At 51.3% G+C, this 15,557-nt stretch carries 16 protein-coding genes and 1 other RNA gene; 10 read left to right on the top strand and 7 right to left on the bottom strand.

Going from position 1 to position 15,557, the window contains the following annotated elements; all coding sequences use genetic code 11:
• The first annotated feature begins 71 nt into the window (after window positions 1–71).
• From smpB to E0L16_RS18330, 5 genes are all read left to right on the top strand, one after another.
• Window positions 72–554 carry an SsrA-binding protein SmpB gene (smpB, locus tag E0L16_RS18350; protein ID WP_003863115.1) on the top strand — a complete coding sequence of 161 codons (483 nt, stop codon included), beginning with the start codon at window positions 72–74 and terminating at the stop codon, window positions 552–554.
• 89 nt (window positions 555–643) lie between these two features.
• Window positions 644–1,007, top strand: a transfer-messenger RNA (tmRNA) gene (gene ssrA, locus E0L16_RS18345).
• Window positions 1,008–1,189: 182 nt separating this feature from the next.
• Window positions 1,190–2,392 carry an integrase domain-containing protein gene (locus tag E0L16_RS18340; RefSeq protein WP_131637724.1) on the top strand — a complete coding sequence of 401 codons (1,203 nt, stop codon included), beginning with the start codon at window positions 1,190–1,192 and terminating at the stop codon, window positions 2,390–2,392.
• Window positions 2,393–2,479: 87 nt separating this feature from the next.
• Window positions 2,480–3,472, top strand: a complete 993-nt coding sequence (locus E0L16_RS18335; protein WP_131637722.1) for a ParA family protein — start codon at window positions 2,480–2,482, stop codon at window positions 3,470–3,472.
• On the top strand, window positions 3,469–4,338 hold the full coding sequence (locus tag E0L16_RS18330; protein ID WP_131637720.1) for an SIR2 family protein: 870 nt from the start codon (window positions 3,469–3,471) through the stop codon (window positions 4,336–4,338). The genes E0L16_RS18335 and E0L16_RS18330 overlap by 4 nt, the downstream gene beginning before the upstream one ends.
• A 371-nt stretch (window positions 4,339–4,709) precedes the next feature.
• Here the strand turns inward: E0L16_RS18330 and E0L16_RS18320 are convergent, their stop codons facing one another.
• Genes E0L16_RS18320 through E0L16_RS18310 form a run of 3 tightly spaced genes read right to left on the bottom strand, consistent with a single transcriptional unit; the run spans window position 4,710 to window position 6,266 of the window.
• Window positions 4,710–5,273, bottom strand: coding sequence for a phage polarity suppression protein (locus E0L16_RS18320; RefSeq protein WP_131637718.1), 564 nt, complete (start codon window positions 5,271–5,273; stop codon window positions 4,710–4,712).
• Between the two features lie 28 nt (window positions 5,274–5,301).
• Window positions 5,302–5,520, bottom strand: coding sequence for an ogr/Delta-like zinc finger family protein (locus tag E0L16_RS18315; RefSeq protein ID WP_023304273.1), 219 nt, complete (start codon window positions 5,518–5,520; stop codon window positions 5,302–5,304).
• A 2-nt stretch (window positions 5,521–5,522) separates the two neighbouring features.
• Complete coding sequence (locus E0L16_RS18310; protein ID WP_131637716.1) at window positions 5,523–6,266, bottom strand: capsid protein; 744 nt, start codon at window positions 6,264–6,266, stop codon at window positions 5,523–5,525.
• 551 nt (window positions 6,267–6,817) lie between these two features.
• On the opposite strand from E0L16_RS18310, the gene E0L16_RS18300 reads away from it, so the two are divergent.
• The 5 genes from E0L16_RS18300 to E0L16_RS18280 are packed head-to-tail and all read left to right on the top strand — an operon-like array spanning window position 6,818 to window position 10,518.
• On the top strand, window positions 6,818–7,084 hold the full coding sequence (locus E0L16_RS18300) for a helix-turn-helix transcriptional regulator (protein WP_023304275.1): 267 nt from the start codon (window positions 6,818–6,820) through the stop codon (window positions 7,082–7,084).
• Window positions 7,081–7,629, top strand: coding sequence for a host cell division inhibitor Icd-like protein (locus tag E0L16_RS18295; RefSeq protein ID WP_131637712.1), 549 nt, complete (start codon window positions 7,081–7,083; stop codon window positions 7,627–7,629). Before E0L16_RS18300 ends, E0L16_RS18295 begins: the two co-directional genes overlap by 4 nt.
• Complete coding sequence (locus E0L16_RS18290) at window positions 7,626–7,853, top strand: hypothetical protein (protein WP_131637710.1); 228 nt, start codon at window positions 7,626–7,628, stop codon at window positions 7,851–7,853. Before E0L16_RS18295 ends, E0L16_RS18290 begins: the two co-directional genes overlap by 4 nt.
• On the top strand, window positions 7,850–8,170 hold the full coding sequence (locus E0L16_RS18285) for a DUF5375 domain-containing protein (protein ID WP_131637708.1): 321 nt from the start codon (window positions 7,850–7,852) through the stop codon (window positions 8,168–8,170). Before E0L16_RS18290 ends, E0L16_RS18285 begins: the two co-directional genes overlap by 4 nt.
• Before the next feature lie 14 nt (window positions 8,171–8,184).
• Window positions 8,185–10,518, top strand: a complete 2,334-nt coding sequence (locus E0L16_RS18280) for a primase-helicase zinc-binding domain-containing protein (protein ID WP_131637706.1) — start codon at window positions 8,185–8,187, stop codon at window positions 10,516–10,518.
• 686 nt (window positions 10,519–11,204) lie between these two features.
• Here E0L16_RS18280 and E0L16_RS18265 read toward each other — a convergent pair.
• The 4 genes from E0L16_RS18265 to motA are packed head-to-tail and all read right to left on the bottom strand — an operon-like array spanning window position 11,205 to window position 15,478.
• Window positions 11,205–11,708 carry a chemotaxis protein CheW gene (locus E0L16_RS18265; protein ID WP_063865265.1) on the bottom strand — a complete coding sequence of 168 codons (504 nt, stop codon included), beginning with the start codon at window positions 11,706–11,708 and terminating at the stop codon, window positions 11,205–11,207.
• Window positions 11,705–13,693, bottom strand: coding sequence for a chemotaxis protein CheA (gene cheA / locus E0L16_RS18260; protein WP_131637704.1), 1,989 nt, complete (start codon window positions 13,691–13,693; stop codon window positions 11,705–11,707). The genes E0L16_RS18265 and cheA overlap by 4 nt, the downstream gene beginning before the upstream one ends.
• Window positions 13,680–14,585, bottom strand: a complete 906-nt coding sequence (gene motB / locus E0L16_RS18255; RefSeq protein ID WP_063865267.1) for a flagellar motor protein MotB — start codon at window positions 14,583–14,585, stop codon at window positions 13,680–13,682. Before motB ends, cheA begins: the two co-directional genes overlap by 14 nt.
• Entirely contained in the window at window positions 14,582–15,478 is an 897-nt protein-coding gene (gene motA / locus E0L16_RS18250; RefSeq protein ID WP_063865268.1) for a flagellar motor stator protein MotA, read from the bottom strand. The genes motB and motA overlap by 4 nt, the downstream gene beginning before the upstream one ends.
• Between the last annotated feature and the right edge of the window lie 79 nt (window positions 15,479–15,557).

Here is a 15,557-nt window from a genome sequence, read left to right as displayed (position 1 = left end):
GCGCGTTAGACCTCACAGGACGCAATGAGGTGACTTTTTAAAATCAGATTACCGACGGCTTTACGACACTTATGACGAAGAAAAAAGCACATAAACCTGGTTCGGCGACCATTGCGCTCAACAAGCGTGCTCGCCACGAGTATTTCATCGAAGAAGAATTCGAGGCCGGCCTTGCGTTGCAGGGCTGGGAAGTAAAATCGCTGCGTGCCGGGAAAGCCAACATTGGCGACAGCTACGTGATCCTGAAAGACGGTGAGGCCTTCCTGTTCGGCGCGAACTTTACGCCGCTGACCGTCGCCTCTTCACATTACGTCTGCGATCCAACCCGCACCCGCAAGCTGCTGCTGAACAAGCGCGAACTGGAATCCCTCTACGGACGCATCAACCGGGAAGGCTTTACCGTGGTTGCGCTCTCTTTGTACTGGAAAAACGCCTGGTGCAAAGTGAAAATCGGCGTTGCGAAAGGTAAGAAACAGCATGACAAGCGTACTGACCTGAAAGCACGCGAGTGGCAGCTCGACAAAGCACGTATCATGAAAAATGCAGGACGTTGATTCTGCGCACTTATTGTACTATTCAATAAGTTAGCGTTTCGGGCTGGTATCGAGGAAGTAAAATCTGGTATACTGAGTTCAACACTATTGGGGCTGATTCTGGATTCGACGGGATTTGCGAAACCCAAGGTGCATGCCGAGGGGCGGTTTGCCTCGTTAAAAGCCGCAAAAAAATAGTCGCAAACGACGAAAACTACGCTTTAGCAGCTTAATAACCTGCTAAGAGCCCTCTCTCCCTAGCTTCCGCTCTTAAGACGGGGATCAAAGAGAGGTCAAACCCAAAAGAGATCGCGTGGAAGCCCTGCCTGGGGTTGAAGCGTTAAAACTAATCAGGCTAGTTCGTTAGTGGCGTGTTTGTCCGCAGCTGACGTGCGAATGTAAAGACAAACTAAGCATGTAGTACCGAGGATGTAGAAATTTCGGACGCGGGTTCAACTCCCGCCAGCTCCACCAAATCATGATCCGGATACGTCCGGTGAAGTACAGAAAGCTCGCATGGCGCAAGCCCTGCGAGCTTTTTTGTGTTTGTCGTTGTCCGAGAACATCCGGCTAAATCCAGAGAAAATTGGTACACATTTAGGTACACGCTATACTGTGGCCCTTAAACGTGTACCAATTACGGAAGGGATCCAGACATGGCGCGCATCACACGCCCTCTCACTAACAACGAAATCCTCAAAGCTAAACCTCGTGAAAAAGACTTCACCCTTCATGATGGTGATGGCCTGTTCTTGCTCGTCAAAACATCTGGAAAAAAGCTATGGCGCTTCCGATACCAACGTCCGGGAAGTAATAGCCGAACGAATCTGAGTCTCGGCTCATACCCTGCTCTTACTCTCGCTGCAGCTCGCCAGATACGCGACCAACATTTAGCTGTGCTCGCGCAAGGGATAGATCCACAACAGCAACAAGAACAAGCTTCAGAGCAACGTCAGATTGAGCTAGATAGTATTTTCTCAACTGTGGCTGCCAACTGGTTCAAAATGAAAAGCAAAAGCGTCACAGAGGACTACGCGAAAGATATTTGGCGCTCTCTTGATAAGGACGTGTTCCCCGCAATAGGCGCGATACCTGTTCAGGAGATTAAGGCGAGAATGATTGTTGAAGCATTGGAGCCAATTAAAGCGCGTGGTGCATTAGAGACGGTTCGCCGCCTCGTACAACGGATTAACGAAATCATGGTCTACGCCGTCAACACTGGCCTGATTGATGCGAACCCAGCATCAGGTGTAGGTATGGCCTTTGAGAAACCCAAGAAGCAAAATATGCCGACACTGCGGCCAGAAGAATTGCCAAAACTAATGCGCTCTTTGGTGATGTCGAATCTATCTGTTTCGACTCGCTGCCTAATTGAATGGCAACTTCTGACGCTCGTTCGCCCGTCAGAGGCTTCAGGCACTCGCTGGACTGAGATCGACTTGGATGCAAAGCTCTGGACGATTCCTGCCGAACGAATGAAGGCTAAACGTGAGCACATAGTGCCTTTGTCTACTCAGGCATTGGATATTCTTGAAGTGATGAAAGCCGTTAGTGGCCATCGAGAACATGTCTTCCCGAGCAGGAACGATCCAAAACAACCGATGAATAGCCAGACTGCTAATGCTGCTTTAAAGCGTATTGGATATGGTGGTAAATTAGTAGCACATGGTTTACGTTCAATAGCCAGCACAGCTATGAACGAGGCGGGTTTTAATGCTGATGTTATTGAATCAGCCCTTGCACATTCCGACAAGGATGAAGTGCGAAGAGCTTATAATCGCTCTACCTACCTTGATAAGAGAGTTGAACTAATGAACTGGTGGGGTATAGTTTCTAAAAGCAGCGCCTTAGTTAAGTAGTGAGGCAGAAATCTTTAGGTAGTTTGGACATCAGCCTTGCAAAGGTAAGCTGATACTATAAAAAATCATTCCATATCCGGAGTTACTGTGAAAAGTATAGGTTTTTTCAATAATAAAGGCGGCGTTGGTAAAACAACTCTATTGTGTAATGTTGCTGCTTCATTGGCTATCCAGCACAGAAAAAAAGTTTTAGTTATTGACGCTGATCCACAATGCAATGCCTCTGCTTACCTACTTGGTGAAGACGATCTTGAAAAGATTTTCTTAAATACCGATTTTTACAGCATCGATTCTTTTTTTGATCCAGTGCGAAGAGGACAAGGCTATCCTCAGCAAATGCCTGAAATCGTCAGAAGTCAAAGATTTAATGTTGATTTGATTGTAGGAAGCCCAAAACTGTCAATCAGAGAGGACCTTTTAGCAACAGATTGGGCTGCAACAAGAAACGGTGAACACCGAGGCTTCCAAACTACCTATGTATTCAAAGAATTAATTTCTAGGTTAGATGCTTACGATATAATCCTGATTGACATGGGACCATCTCTGGGAGCGTTGAACAGAGCTGTAATTCTTGGTGTTGATACATTCTTAATGCCTCTTTCAGTAGATATATTTAGTATGATGGCCGTTGAGAATATTATTAAATCCTTCAACAACTGGAAGTCTGCACTTTGTGATGCCATTCAAAAATATAAAGATGAAGAGGGTAACGAATTCACAATCTCAGACAAACCAGTCAAATGGGATTTAGACTTTGCTGGCTATGTCATGCAACAATATAGAGCTAAAAGCAAAGGCGGAGTACGTGAGCCAGTTGCTGCCTTTGAGCGAATAATTAGCAAACAAAAAGATGAGTTAGTTGAGCTTTGTAATTTCTTCAGCTCAGATATTAATAAACTTAATCTAGGTGAAATTCCGACCCTCAGTAGTGTGGTACCTCTATCCCAACAAGCTCACGCCCCTATTTTTGAATTATCTGCAAAAGATGGTATTGTTGGATCTCAGTATACTCGTGTATCGGAAGCTGCGGCATTCTTCCATAATATTGCATCTAATCTCCTGGAGCGTTTCGAAAAATGATTTCATGGCCAGAGTCTTTGATTGACACTATAGCGCGACGCCGCAGCGTGATTATGATAGGTGCTGGAGTTTCAAAAAACTCAGCCAATAATACTGGGAAAAGACCTGCAACTTGGGAAGAGTTTCTCAGGACATGTTTAGATGAGATTCAAGATCAAGGTTGTATCACTCAATTATTAGATCAAAAAGACTATTTAAGTGCGTGTGAGATAATTAAAGAAAAACTCACAAGAGACGTGTTTATCGACAAGGTTCAAACAGAGTATCAAAGAGCAGGTTACAGGCATGCTGAAATCCATGAGCACATATATAATCTTGACGCATCGATAGTCGCCAGCCCGAATTTTGACACTATTTATGATTCCTATGCCCGTGTCGTCTCAGATGGTACTCTAATAATAAAAGATCATACTAGCATAGATACAGCCAACTATTTGCATGGTGGTGACACAAGACTGCTACTCAAAACTCATGGTTCTGCAAATGACCCTCAAAATATAATATTTACTCGTCGCGACTATGCTGAAGCCAGAACAAAACATGTTTTATTTTATGAAATAATAAAAGCATTAGCATTGACCCATACTTTTTTATTCCTTGGTTGTGGTACGGACGACCCTGACATCCGAATGTTATTCGAAGATATTCAATTTGCCCATGGCAGAATGCCTTATCATTACATGACGCTTCCAAATGGGGAAGTACATGATGATTTATTGGATATTGCATCAAAGTCTATGAGAATAAAATTCTTACCCTATTCACCTGATAATGGTCATTCAGAGTTAACTGAATCATTGAGACTTTTGGTTGAAAAGGTTGAAGAGCATAGGATAGAAAACTTAAAAGAGTCGCAAAACTGGTAAAGCACAATACCAAAGCCATATATTCAGGAGGCTTTTCATGCCTCCTATGATTAAATTAATTATTACCCCGTAAACCTAACACATCCCATCTATGCTACCCCCCTTGAACGACAATTATATTTCAACATATTCACTGAGCTTTCTAAAATTAAATAAATTTGGAACTAACGTCAGCGCGCAATGCTCTCCCCGCCACGCCTGCCCGCTTAAGGGGGCGCTTTTAATGCAGGTGCATGACCGGCCTCAGGGCGCGCCAGTGCTGGCGCTGGCGGGGGATTCAGTGTCTGTAAAACGCATGCAAAACCATGCACCTATGCATGCATGGCTTTTATACGTAAAAATGGCGGGATTTTCGGGGATTTTTAAGCGGACTACTGCACGGCCAGTTCTGCACGGCGGCGGGTGTAATTCAGGTTCTGTGCAGGCGTGAATTTTTCACGACTATCATCGCACGAAGCCGCGTCAGGTCTGAATCCGATGGCCGTTAAAATGTCATTATCCTGCGCCGAATAATTAATTTTTTCACCGGCGACCAGCCAGAGCTGTAGCGCCTCACGCAGATAGTCGAGTGAGTGCTGCATGGCGCAGCGCTGAACGGCGGAGTGTTGCCCGGAATAATTCATCAGTTCAGGGGCAAGGGCGGCGGCCAGCTCCGCGCCGTGTACCTGCATAAAATCATTTAAACGGTCGAGGATGCTGATGCGCTGCACCTCCTCATGCGAACGGATATAGCGACCGGCAGCCTGATTAATTTCCCACTTTTTCACGTCGATAATCTCGCGCAGCGTTTGCAGGCTCCGGCCGCTGTGGCCGCTGCCGGCAAGCTGTTCGCGGTATGCCTGCTCGGCCTGCGTCAGTTCTTCCCTGTGTTGCAGCCAGGCGGATTTGTTTGCCTGACAGGCCTCAAAGGCTTTCTGTAGCGTCAGTGTGGTCACGTATGTTTCTCCTGATGACTGGCCGTGCTTACGCACCGGCACGGTTAACGATGGCCGCCGGTGCGGGTACAGGGATAACCGGCTCTGTTGCCGGTGAACGAATAACCCCGTCGATGGATTCAAGCGTGCGGAACGTGGCCGAGCATTCGATGTTCATGCACTGGTGATAGCGCTGTTTGACGTTATCGGACAGATACCGACTTGTGCGGGAATGTGCGCTGGTTTTGCAGAACGGACAGTGAAACATGCTTACTCCTCCGCTTTTGCCTCGCCATTTTCAGCCAGTTTTTTGGCGAGCATCATTCTCTTCGCAGGGCTGCGTAACAGCTCCGTATCAACGTCAGTAATCTGCGGCCGGTGCATGCCCGTCACGGACAACACCGGCTCCTGCGTAATATCGAAGTGATACAGGCTGCCCTGACGGCTCAGCGCATCGCGCAGTTCGCCAGTGGCCACGGACTGCGGGGCGCTTTCTCCCTTCATTTCGAGGGCACGAATGCGCAGCAGGAAAGCGCGGATGAGGGCGACAGGAACCGCATTGACAGCCTGAGCCCATTCCGCACCGGCGTAAGCGGTAAAGGCATCTTCATGCGCTGAAAGGTATTTATTGCCGGTGGAGCAGGCATTCAGCATGGCGCGTGTCCGGTCGTTCTCCAGCTCCGCTATCAGACCGGTGAACTCGTCGGCCAGCTCGCGACTGGCGATACGCCTGCTGTGCTCAGCTTTCATTTCAGGGGTGAGACTGCCGCGCAGGGTGCGAAAGCGGCTGCGCCAGTCCTGCTCAGCCTCTGCGCTCTCATTGAGGGCGGTCTGTCGCTCCTGCTTACAGCGTTCAATGGACTTATCAATCTCTTTCAGTACCTGCATGCTGGCCGCGTGGGTGTCTCTGGCCGCAGTGAATGCGCTCAGCTTGTTGGTGATGTGCTGGCTGTTCTCTGCGGACTGCTTGGCGGCAACATCTTGCAGGGCGGTGATGAGTGTTTCGGGTTTCATGTTCAGGCTCTCCGTTTATTCAACATGAAATGATTCTGCTCTTCATCACACAACATCTCGATTCATTGCAGTTGTGGCAGTTCTGGCACAAACACCACTTAAAACCCGGCTTGCCAGAGAAAGGTCTCAGCAAAACCTTACTCACCGTTTGTTTTTTTACTTATAACTATTCACCACTGTTCACCTTAAATAAAAAGATAAGTAATACAGTAAGATAAAGGGTGAACAGTTGAGGGTCTGACTGTTCACCGTCTGTTCACCACTGTTCACCCTTCTGATTTTGACTGGGCTGCTTGCTTAGACTTTTTATTTATATTTAAACTGTGGGATTAGATGTAACAGATATATGTGAATGAGCCAGAATGTGCCACAAAATGTCCACGTTGTACCAAAACATTGCCAATGTTTGCTGCTGTATAAAAATTAGCCTGTAGTGTGGTGAGCCATTACAAAATGACTTGTTGCCCTGAGGGAAAATATTCACAAAATAGAGAGCTACCCGAAGCCGGATGGACACGACCGGCACTGTATGGACTTTGTGAGGTAGCCCGATGCACACCGCTTTTTCTTCCCCGTCTTCTGCCCCTGCCGCGCCGCTGATGCCGGTCTCTGATGTCGTTCAGGAGCGCTTTATCCGTCTGCCCGAAGTGATGCATCTGTGCGGCCTGTCCCGCTCGACCATTTACGACCTCATCAGCCGGGAAGCATTCCCGAAACAAATCTCCCTCGGCGGAAAAAATGTGGCGTGGGCGCAGTCTGAAATCACTGCATGGATGGCGGATCGCATTGCCGAACGTAACCGGGGCTATGACGCATGATGATGACCGTTCAGCAAACACCCCCTTTTTCTGGCTTGCTTCTTTTCGCCGTTTCCAGGTATAGTTTTCCCGCTGTCGCAAAATCGGCAGCCGGGCGTGAGAACCCGAGTTTAACTGTGGCGACACCGGACGCGCCATGCGTCTTTTTTTGTGTCTATGCTTTTGCACACCCATTTATCGGGCAACGGTTCTTTGTCTGTTGCGCCGTCAAAATAATGGTGGCTCAGGCGGGGCAGCTTTCGGGCTGGCCGGTTTCCATAGTTGCCGGTTTCTCACCCCCGTCTGGGCTACCACCATTGCGTGAGAACTTCGGTGGTAGCTGTAATCAGCTAACTATGGAGGTTGCCACTATGGCTACGACCCTCACCCCGTCACACCCGCAGTTTGTCTTTGTGTTTGCCGCTGTTCGTCGCGCAGACCGTACCCCCCGTATTTGTATGCTCCGCACCGTTGCCGGTGATGAGCACGCCGCTCGCCTTTCTCTCGTTCGCGATTACGTTCTCTCGTTCGCTGGCCGTCTGCCGGTTGCGGAGGTGTGCGCATGAGACACACCACCATTACCGCCCGTGACCTCGAATGTCTGGAGCATATGCGCAATGTCGGCCAGCTCATAGGCGACCTGATTCAGGAGCAGGACTGCGCGACCGTTAGGCGTGACCCGGCGCAGCAGTTACAGCTCACCTCCGTGATTTATCTCATGACTGCCCAGCTCGACGGCGTGGTAGAACGCTGCAATCAGCACTGGCTGACCGGGGAGGGTAACGTATGAAAAATCCATTACCGCCTGTATTACGCGCCGCGCTCTATCGCCGTGCGGTCGCATGTGCCTGGCTGACCCTGTGCGAACGCCAGCACCGCTACCCGCACCTCACCCTCGACGCGCTGGAAAGCACCATTGCCGCCGAGCTGGAGGGCTTCTACCTGCGCCAGCACGGCGAGGAAAAAGGCCGCCAGATTGCCTGTGCCCTGCTGGAAGATTTAATGGAAGCCGGACCACTCAAAGCCGCCCCGTCACTGTCTTTTCTCGGGCTGGCCGTGATGGATGAGCTTTGCGCACGTCATATCACCGCACCGGTACTGCACTGAGGGAGAAAACAACGATGAAAATGAACGTAACAGAAACGGTAAAACAGGCATGCGGCCACTGGCCGCGCATTCTCCCTGCGCTGGGTGTGAAAGTGATTAAAAACCGGCATCAGGCCTGTCCGGTGTGCGGCGGCTCTGACCGTTTCCGCTTTGACGATAAAGAGGGGCGCGGGACGTGGTTCTGCAATCAGTGCGGCGCGGGTGACGGACTGAAACTGGTCGAGAAGGTGTTCGGTGTATCAGCCTCTGAGGCCGCCGGGAAGGTGAACGCCGTGACCGGCAACCTGCCACCGGTTGCCCCGGAAGTGATTGCGGCCGCAGAGGCTGAAACGGAGGCCGACCGCAAAGCGGCGGCCGCGCTGGCCGTCAGGATCATGGAGAAAACCCGACCGGCCACCGGCCATGCCTACCTCACCCGCAAGGGTTTCCCCGCTCTGGAATGTCTGACACTCACCGTCATGCATAAAACCGGCGGCGTGACGTTCCGCGCCGGTGATGTGGTTGTCCCGCTGTATGACGATAGCGGCGCACTGGTTAACCTTCAGCTTATCAATGCAGACGGTCTCAAACGCACCCTGAAAGGCGGTCAGGTCAAAGGGTCATGTCATATCATCGAAGGGAAAAAACAGGCCGGAAAACGCCTGTGGATTGCGGAGGGTTATGCGACCGCACTCACCGTGCATCACCTGACCGGCGAAACCGTCATGGTGGCGCTGTCCTCCGTGAACCTCCTTTCTCTGGCGAGCCTTGCCCGTCAGAAGTCCCCGGCCTGTCAGATTGTCCTCGCCGCCGACCGTGACCTGAACGGCGACGGCCAGAGTAAAGCCGCTGCGGCCGCAGATGCCTGTGAGGGTATTGTTGCCCTGCCGCCGGTGTTCGGTGACTGGAATGATGCGTTTATGCAGAAAGGTGAAGAAGCCACCCGGAAAGCCATTTATGACGCTATCCGGCCACCGGCGCAAAGTCCGTTCGACACCATGAGCGAGGCGGAATTTACCGCCATGAGCGCCAGCGACAAGGCTTTGCGGGTCCATGAGCATTACGGCGAAGCGCTGGCGGTGGATGCGAACGGCCAGCTCCTGTCCCGCTATGAAAACGGCATCTGGAAAAATATCCCTGCCGCCACTTTTTCACGGAATGTGGCTGATTTATTCCAGCGTCTGCGCGCCCCGTTCTCGTCCGGGAAAATTGCCTCGGTGGTGGAGACCCTGAAACTGATTATTCCGCAGCAGGATACACCGGCACGCCGTCTGATTGGTTTTCGAAACGGCGTACTCGATACCCAAAGTGGCCTGTTCAGCCCGCACAGTAAATCGCACTGGCTGCGCACACTGTGCGACGTGGATTTTACCCCACCGGTGGAGGGGGAAACGCTGGAGACGCACGCGCCGAACTTCTGGCGCTGGCTCGACCGGGCGGCCGGTAAAAATCCCCAAAAACGCGACGTGATTCTGGCTGCGCTGTTTATGGTACTGGCGAACCGTTACGACTGGCAGCTCTTTCTCGAAGTCACCGGTCCCGGCGGGAGCGGTAAAAGTATTCTGGCTGAAATCGCGACCCTGCTCGCCGGGGAAGATAACGCCACGTCAGCCGATATCGACACACTGGAAGACCCGCGCAAGCGTGCATCCCTGATTGGCTTCTCGCTTATCCGTCTGCCAGACCAGGAAAAATGGAGCGGTGACGGGGCAGGACTCAAGGCCATCACCGGCGGTGATGCGGTCTCGGTTGACCCGAAATACCAGAACCCGTACTCAACACATATTCCGGCGGTGATTCTGGCCGTGAACAACAACCCTATGCGCTTCACAGACCGCAGCGGCGGTGTGTCGCGCCGCCGGGTAATTATTCACTTCCCGGAGCAGATTGCCCCGGAGGAACGCGACCCGCAGCTCAGGGATAAAATCGCCCGCGAGCTGGCCGTGATTGTGCGCCAGCTTATGCAGAAATTCAGCGACCCGATGACTGCACGCGCACTGCTCCAGTCGCAGCAGAACTCCGACGAGGCACTCAGCATTAAGCGCGATGCTGACCCGACGTTTGATTTTTGCGGCTATCTGGAAATGCTCCCGCAGAGCAACGGGATGTTTATGGGGAATGCCAGCATCATCCCGCGTAATTACCGTAAATATCTCTATCACGCGTATCTGGCCTATATGGAGGCTAACGGGTACAGGAACGTACTCAGCCTGAAAATGTTCGGGCTGGGGCTGCCCATGATGCTGAAAGAGTACGGCCTGAATTATGAGAAGCGACACACAAAGCAGGGGATACAAACCAATCTATCGTTGAAAGAGGAAAGCTACGGCGACTGGCTGCCGAAGTGCGACGAACCCGCAGCAACATAACCTCACTCAGACCGGCAACAGCCGGTCTTTTCCTTTCTGGCCATTGCCACAAGGTGAACAATCCACTGTTCCCCCTTCACCGTATATTCACCCTGTATCAACATGAAATCATTGAAAAAAAACCAAAGGTGAACAGTGTGAACAATAAAACCTGAAAAAACTTTTTATTACCCTGCGCATCGCCTGAGCGGACGGATCCAGAACGAGCAAAAATCACAAAGGTGAAGAGTCGACTGTTCACTCTTCACCAACCCATCACCACCTAACAAATTGATATTAAATGAAAAATAATCAAGGTGAACAGTGTGAACAGTTAAATGCAAAAAAACTTTTTTTTCTGTGCTTATTGTTTAAAAAAAAGACCACATGAAAAAGGTGACACATTTCTAAAGAGGGATCGTATTACTATGACATTTCATAATTGGTACACGTTTAGGTACACAACTGAAAGTTGAATACGAAAAAGTCCTTTATATTTAATACATTGAGAAATTTATTCAGACTCCGCCAGCCCACCAAAATTCTCCATCGGTGATTACCAGAGTCATCCGATGAAGTCCTGAAAGCCCGCACGGCGCAAGCCCTGCGGGCTTTTTTGTGTCTTCAATAAATCCCTTGACGCTGAAATCCGCTCACGCAAGGCAAGCGGATACCCTTCTCTATGATGGCGGTGGCTAAACGTCTGGCTAGGCCATGCTAGTTTCCAGCATCGAATCCACCATATCCATCTCCTCACGACTAAGCAGCATTTCGATATTGACCAGGATGATCATTCTGTTTTCCATCACACCAAGCCCAAGAAGATAACGGCTTGATAGCATGGATGCGAAGTCCGGCGTCGGTTTAATCTGGTCCATTTCCATCGACAGCACGTCAACCACACCGTCTACCACAATTCCCACAACGCGATTATTGAGGTTAAGAATGATCACCACCGTACTGTCATCCTGCTGAACGTCAGGCAGACTGAAGCGCACACGGAGATCAACTATTGGCACTATCACACCGCGCAGGTTGGTCACGCCGGTGATAAAACCTGGCGCGTTCGGGATGCGGGTAACGCTATCGCATCCACGTATTTCCTGCACCTTCAGAATGTCGATCCCATATTCTTCGTTACCGAGACGAAAAACCAGGTACTCCTGCGCAATGGCGTCCGCGCCAGCAGGCTTTGTCGTTGTTTGGGTCATGCTGTTACTCCTTGTTTGCCGAACGTCGGCCTGACATGGTTTTCCTGTTGTCCGTTCATCGTCGACAGTTCAACCACGTCGAGGATTAGCGCAACGCTGCCATCACCGAGAATGGTCGCGGCCGAAACGCCCGGTACTTTGCGATAATTCTGTTCAAGGTTTTTAACCACAACCTGTTGTTGACCAATAAGCTGGTCGACCCACAGGGCGTAGCGGCATCCAGCACTTTGGACGATCACCACAATGCCATCTTCAGGTGTGGTCTCGCCGGGCACCGATAGCCGCTGACGCAGCATCACCAGCGGAAGATATTCGCCACGAATTTGCAGCAGGCGCTCCTGCCCAACGAAGCGGCAGAGCATATCCTCGCCGGGCCTTAGCGATTCCATTACCGCGCCGAGCGGCAGAACATAGATCTCCTGTCCAACTTTCACCAGCATGCCATCAAGGATTGCCAGCGTCAGCGGCAGAATAATGCGTATCGTCGTGCCCTCTCCCGGCTTTGAAAGGACTTCGACATGGCCGCCCATGGCCATAATGTTACGACGAACCACATCCATACCCACGCCGCGCCCGGAAACATCCGTCACGCTTTCAGCGGTAGAAAATCCAGCGGCGAAGATCAGCATCCATACATCCTCATCACTGATGGTGTCGCTGATATTCATTCCCTGGGAGCGGGCTTTGGCGAGGATTTTTTCCCGGTTCAGTCCGGCGCCATCATCCGTCACCTCAATGATGATATTGCCGCCATGATGTTCCGCTGAGAGGATAAGATTGCCCACCACCGGCTTCCCCTTGAGGGCGCGTTCTTCTTTCTGCTCAATGCCGTGATCGAGACTGTTACGGACCAGATGGGTCAGCGGATCGATAATTCGTTCGATCAGGCTCTTATCCAGCTCGGCCGAACCGCCGCGGAGGGTTAGCTCAACCTCTTTGTTCAGGCGTGAACCCAGATCGTGCACCAGCCGCGGGAAGCGGCTAAACACGTAATCCATTGGCATCATTCGAATCGACATGACTGAGGACTGAAGCTCGCGCGTATTGCGCTCCATTTGCGCCACGCAGCTGGAGAGCATATCGTAGCTTGCTGGATCAAGTTTTTTGGAAAGCTGAGATAGCATCGCCTGGGTGATAATCAGCTCACCCACCTGGTTAATGATCTGGTCGACTTTACTGACCGCCACGCGAATGCTGCCTGATTCCTGGCTATTACTGCGGGCTGGTGCCGGTGCGGCAGGTCGCGCCGCAGGTTCTGACCGCTCCGCTTCTACAGGGGCTTTCTGCGCAACAGGAGGAGTCGGTTCAACGGACGCTGGATGACCGACATGTTCGATAAGGATTTGCGACTCTTCAAGCACAAAGCACAGCACCGCGGAGATATCGTCGGCAGAGGCACTCGTGCGCAGCTGAACCACCAGGCCATCATCAGCCTTCTCGGTCGCGACAATCTCTCCCATGTGGGATAACTCTTCCTGAAGCATTGCCCGCTCGCTTTCAGGAATTTTTTTCAACGTCACGCAGAGTAAAGACTCACTCTCAGCAGCACCCTGCTGCGTCGCGGCGTGCTCTTGCAACTCGACTGCCATCTGGGCATGTTTGTCTTCCAGAGCAATCTTGCGCAGGGCTTCACAAATATAGCGATAGCTCGCTTCATCAGGTTCCTGCGAAGACTGATAGGCTTCCAGTTGCGCTTGCATAATGTCTTTACATTCCAGAAATAGATTAACGGTTGTGCGGTTAAGCGAGCGCTCTCCGGCTCGCACCTGATCAAACAGGTTCTCAAGAAGATGCGTGGTCTCCTGCAACGCATTAAAGCCGAAGGTTCCTGCCCCGCCTTTTAAAGAATGCGCTGCGCGAAAAATAGCATTTACCTGTTCAGGGTTCGGCGATGCGACATCAATCTCCAGCAAATGCTTCTCCATCTCGGCCAGCAGCTCTTCCGCTTCGGTAAAAAAGATCTCGGTGAAATCATTCATGTCCATCGGTATACCCTCTTACCTCCTGCTGCGTAGTGTCGTTCAGGACGTTTTCTGGGCGATGCATGCGCGTGTCCTCCAGACGGATATCCTGTTCTTTGGTTTTACTTAATACCAAAATGCTAATACGGCGATTCGCCGGGCTTGAGGGATCGCTGTTCTCCAGAGGCATACGGCTTCCGGTGCCGATCACGCGAAGAAAACGCTCATCGTCGAGACCTGCTTTAACCAGCACGCGGCGCGCAGCGTTGGCGCGTCCGGAAGAGAGTTCCCAGTTACTGTACCCGGAGGTGCCGCCCGCATAGGGAAGCGAGTCGGTGTGGCCGGTAAGACTGATCTTGTTGGGCAACTCCTGCAACAGCGGCACAAGTGCCTGTAAGATGCCGTTCATATAGGATTCCGGCAGCTCGCTGCCTACCCTAAACATCGGGCGATCCTGACTGTCGGTGATCTGGATGAGCAACCCGTCGTTGGTAAGACGCAGCATAATGTTGGATTTAAAGTTATTGAGCCGCGGATCGGTTTCGATCATCTGCTGCAATTTATCTCTGGCCTTTTTCAGGCTCTCCATCCAGCGCTGCCGCTCGCCCTGCGCCCGCTTATGATTCGCCACTTCTCCGTCCTGCTTCATCAGATCGTCACCGCCGCCGGGGATGACGCTGTCACTCAGGCTGGTTTTGTCTCCATTGGCCATAGATGGCTTAAGCGGCATGCGGAAGTAATCGGCGATCATCTCCCGCTGCACCGTACTGGACTGAGAGATCAGCCACATCACCAGGAAGAACGCCATCATGGCGGTCATAAAATCGGCGTAAGCGATTTTCCACGTACCCCCGTGATGGGCATGCTTTTTCTTCTTTCGCTTGCGCGAAATGATGATTGGAGAATCGTTTTTCATGCGGCGGCATCCGCAGACTTAGACTTAAGGCTGGCGCTGGACTTCACTTCCCGCACATGCTCTTCAAGCTCCTCAAAGGAAGGCCGTTCGCTGGTGAAAATGGTTTTACGGCCAAACTCCACGGCAATTTGTGGCGCATAGCCATTTAAACTGGAGAGCAGCGTGACTTTTATGCACTGAAGGATTTTGACCTGGTCGGAACTCATCTGACGCAGCAGGGTGGCGAGCGGTAAAACAAACCCGTAGGCAATCAAAATTCCGAGGAACGTGCCCACCAGCGCGTGGCCAATCAGCATTCCGAGCTCGGCTGCTGGTCGGTCTGCTGCACCGAGCGCGTTCACTACCCCCATGACGGCAGCCACAATACCAAAGGCCGGAAAGGCATCGCCGACGGTATTGAGACTGTGGGCCGGAACCTCAAGCTCCTCTTCGCAGGTTTCAATCTCTTCGTCCATTAACGCTTCGATTTCATGCGAGTTCATACTCCCGCCGATCATGAGGCGGAAGTAATCGAGGATAAAGTTGCTTAACATCGGATCGTTCATCAGACGAGGATAAGCGCTGAAAATTTCGCTGCCCGCCGGATCTTCAATGTCCTTTTCAAGTGACATTAATCCCTGAACACGGCTTTTTGACAGCAGCAAAAACATAAGCGCCATCAGGTCCATATAAACCGTTTTGTTGTAGCGTTTCCCCACGAACAGCTTCACGATGGCTTTACCCGTCGCCTTAAGGGATTTGATGTTATTACCAACAATAAAAGCGCCGACCCCGGCACCGCCGATAATTAACAACTCCAAAGGCTGGAACAGCGCGAGCAGATTACCACCAGACAGCACGAACCCACCAAATACAGTAGCAATAACAACAAGATAGCCAAAGATAACTAACACACTCTCTCCTTTTTACTCGCTGACCGATGTCGAGTGCCGTGGCATCGAATAAACGCCATCCTGTGCATTGCCATCGAAC

It is taken from the genome of Enterobacter quasihormaechei (assembly GCF_004331385.1).
GTDB classification, from domain to species: Bacteria; Pseudomonadota; Gammaproteobacteria; order Enterobacterales; family Enterobacteriaceae; genus Enterobacter; species Enterobacter quasihormaechei.
Note: the sequence above shows the minus strand (reverse complement) of the source record. Positions and strands in the feature narration are given on the sequence as shown.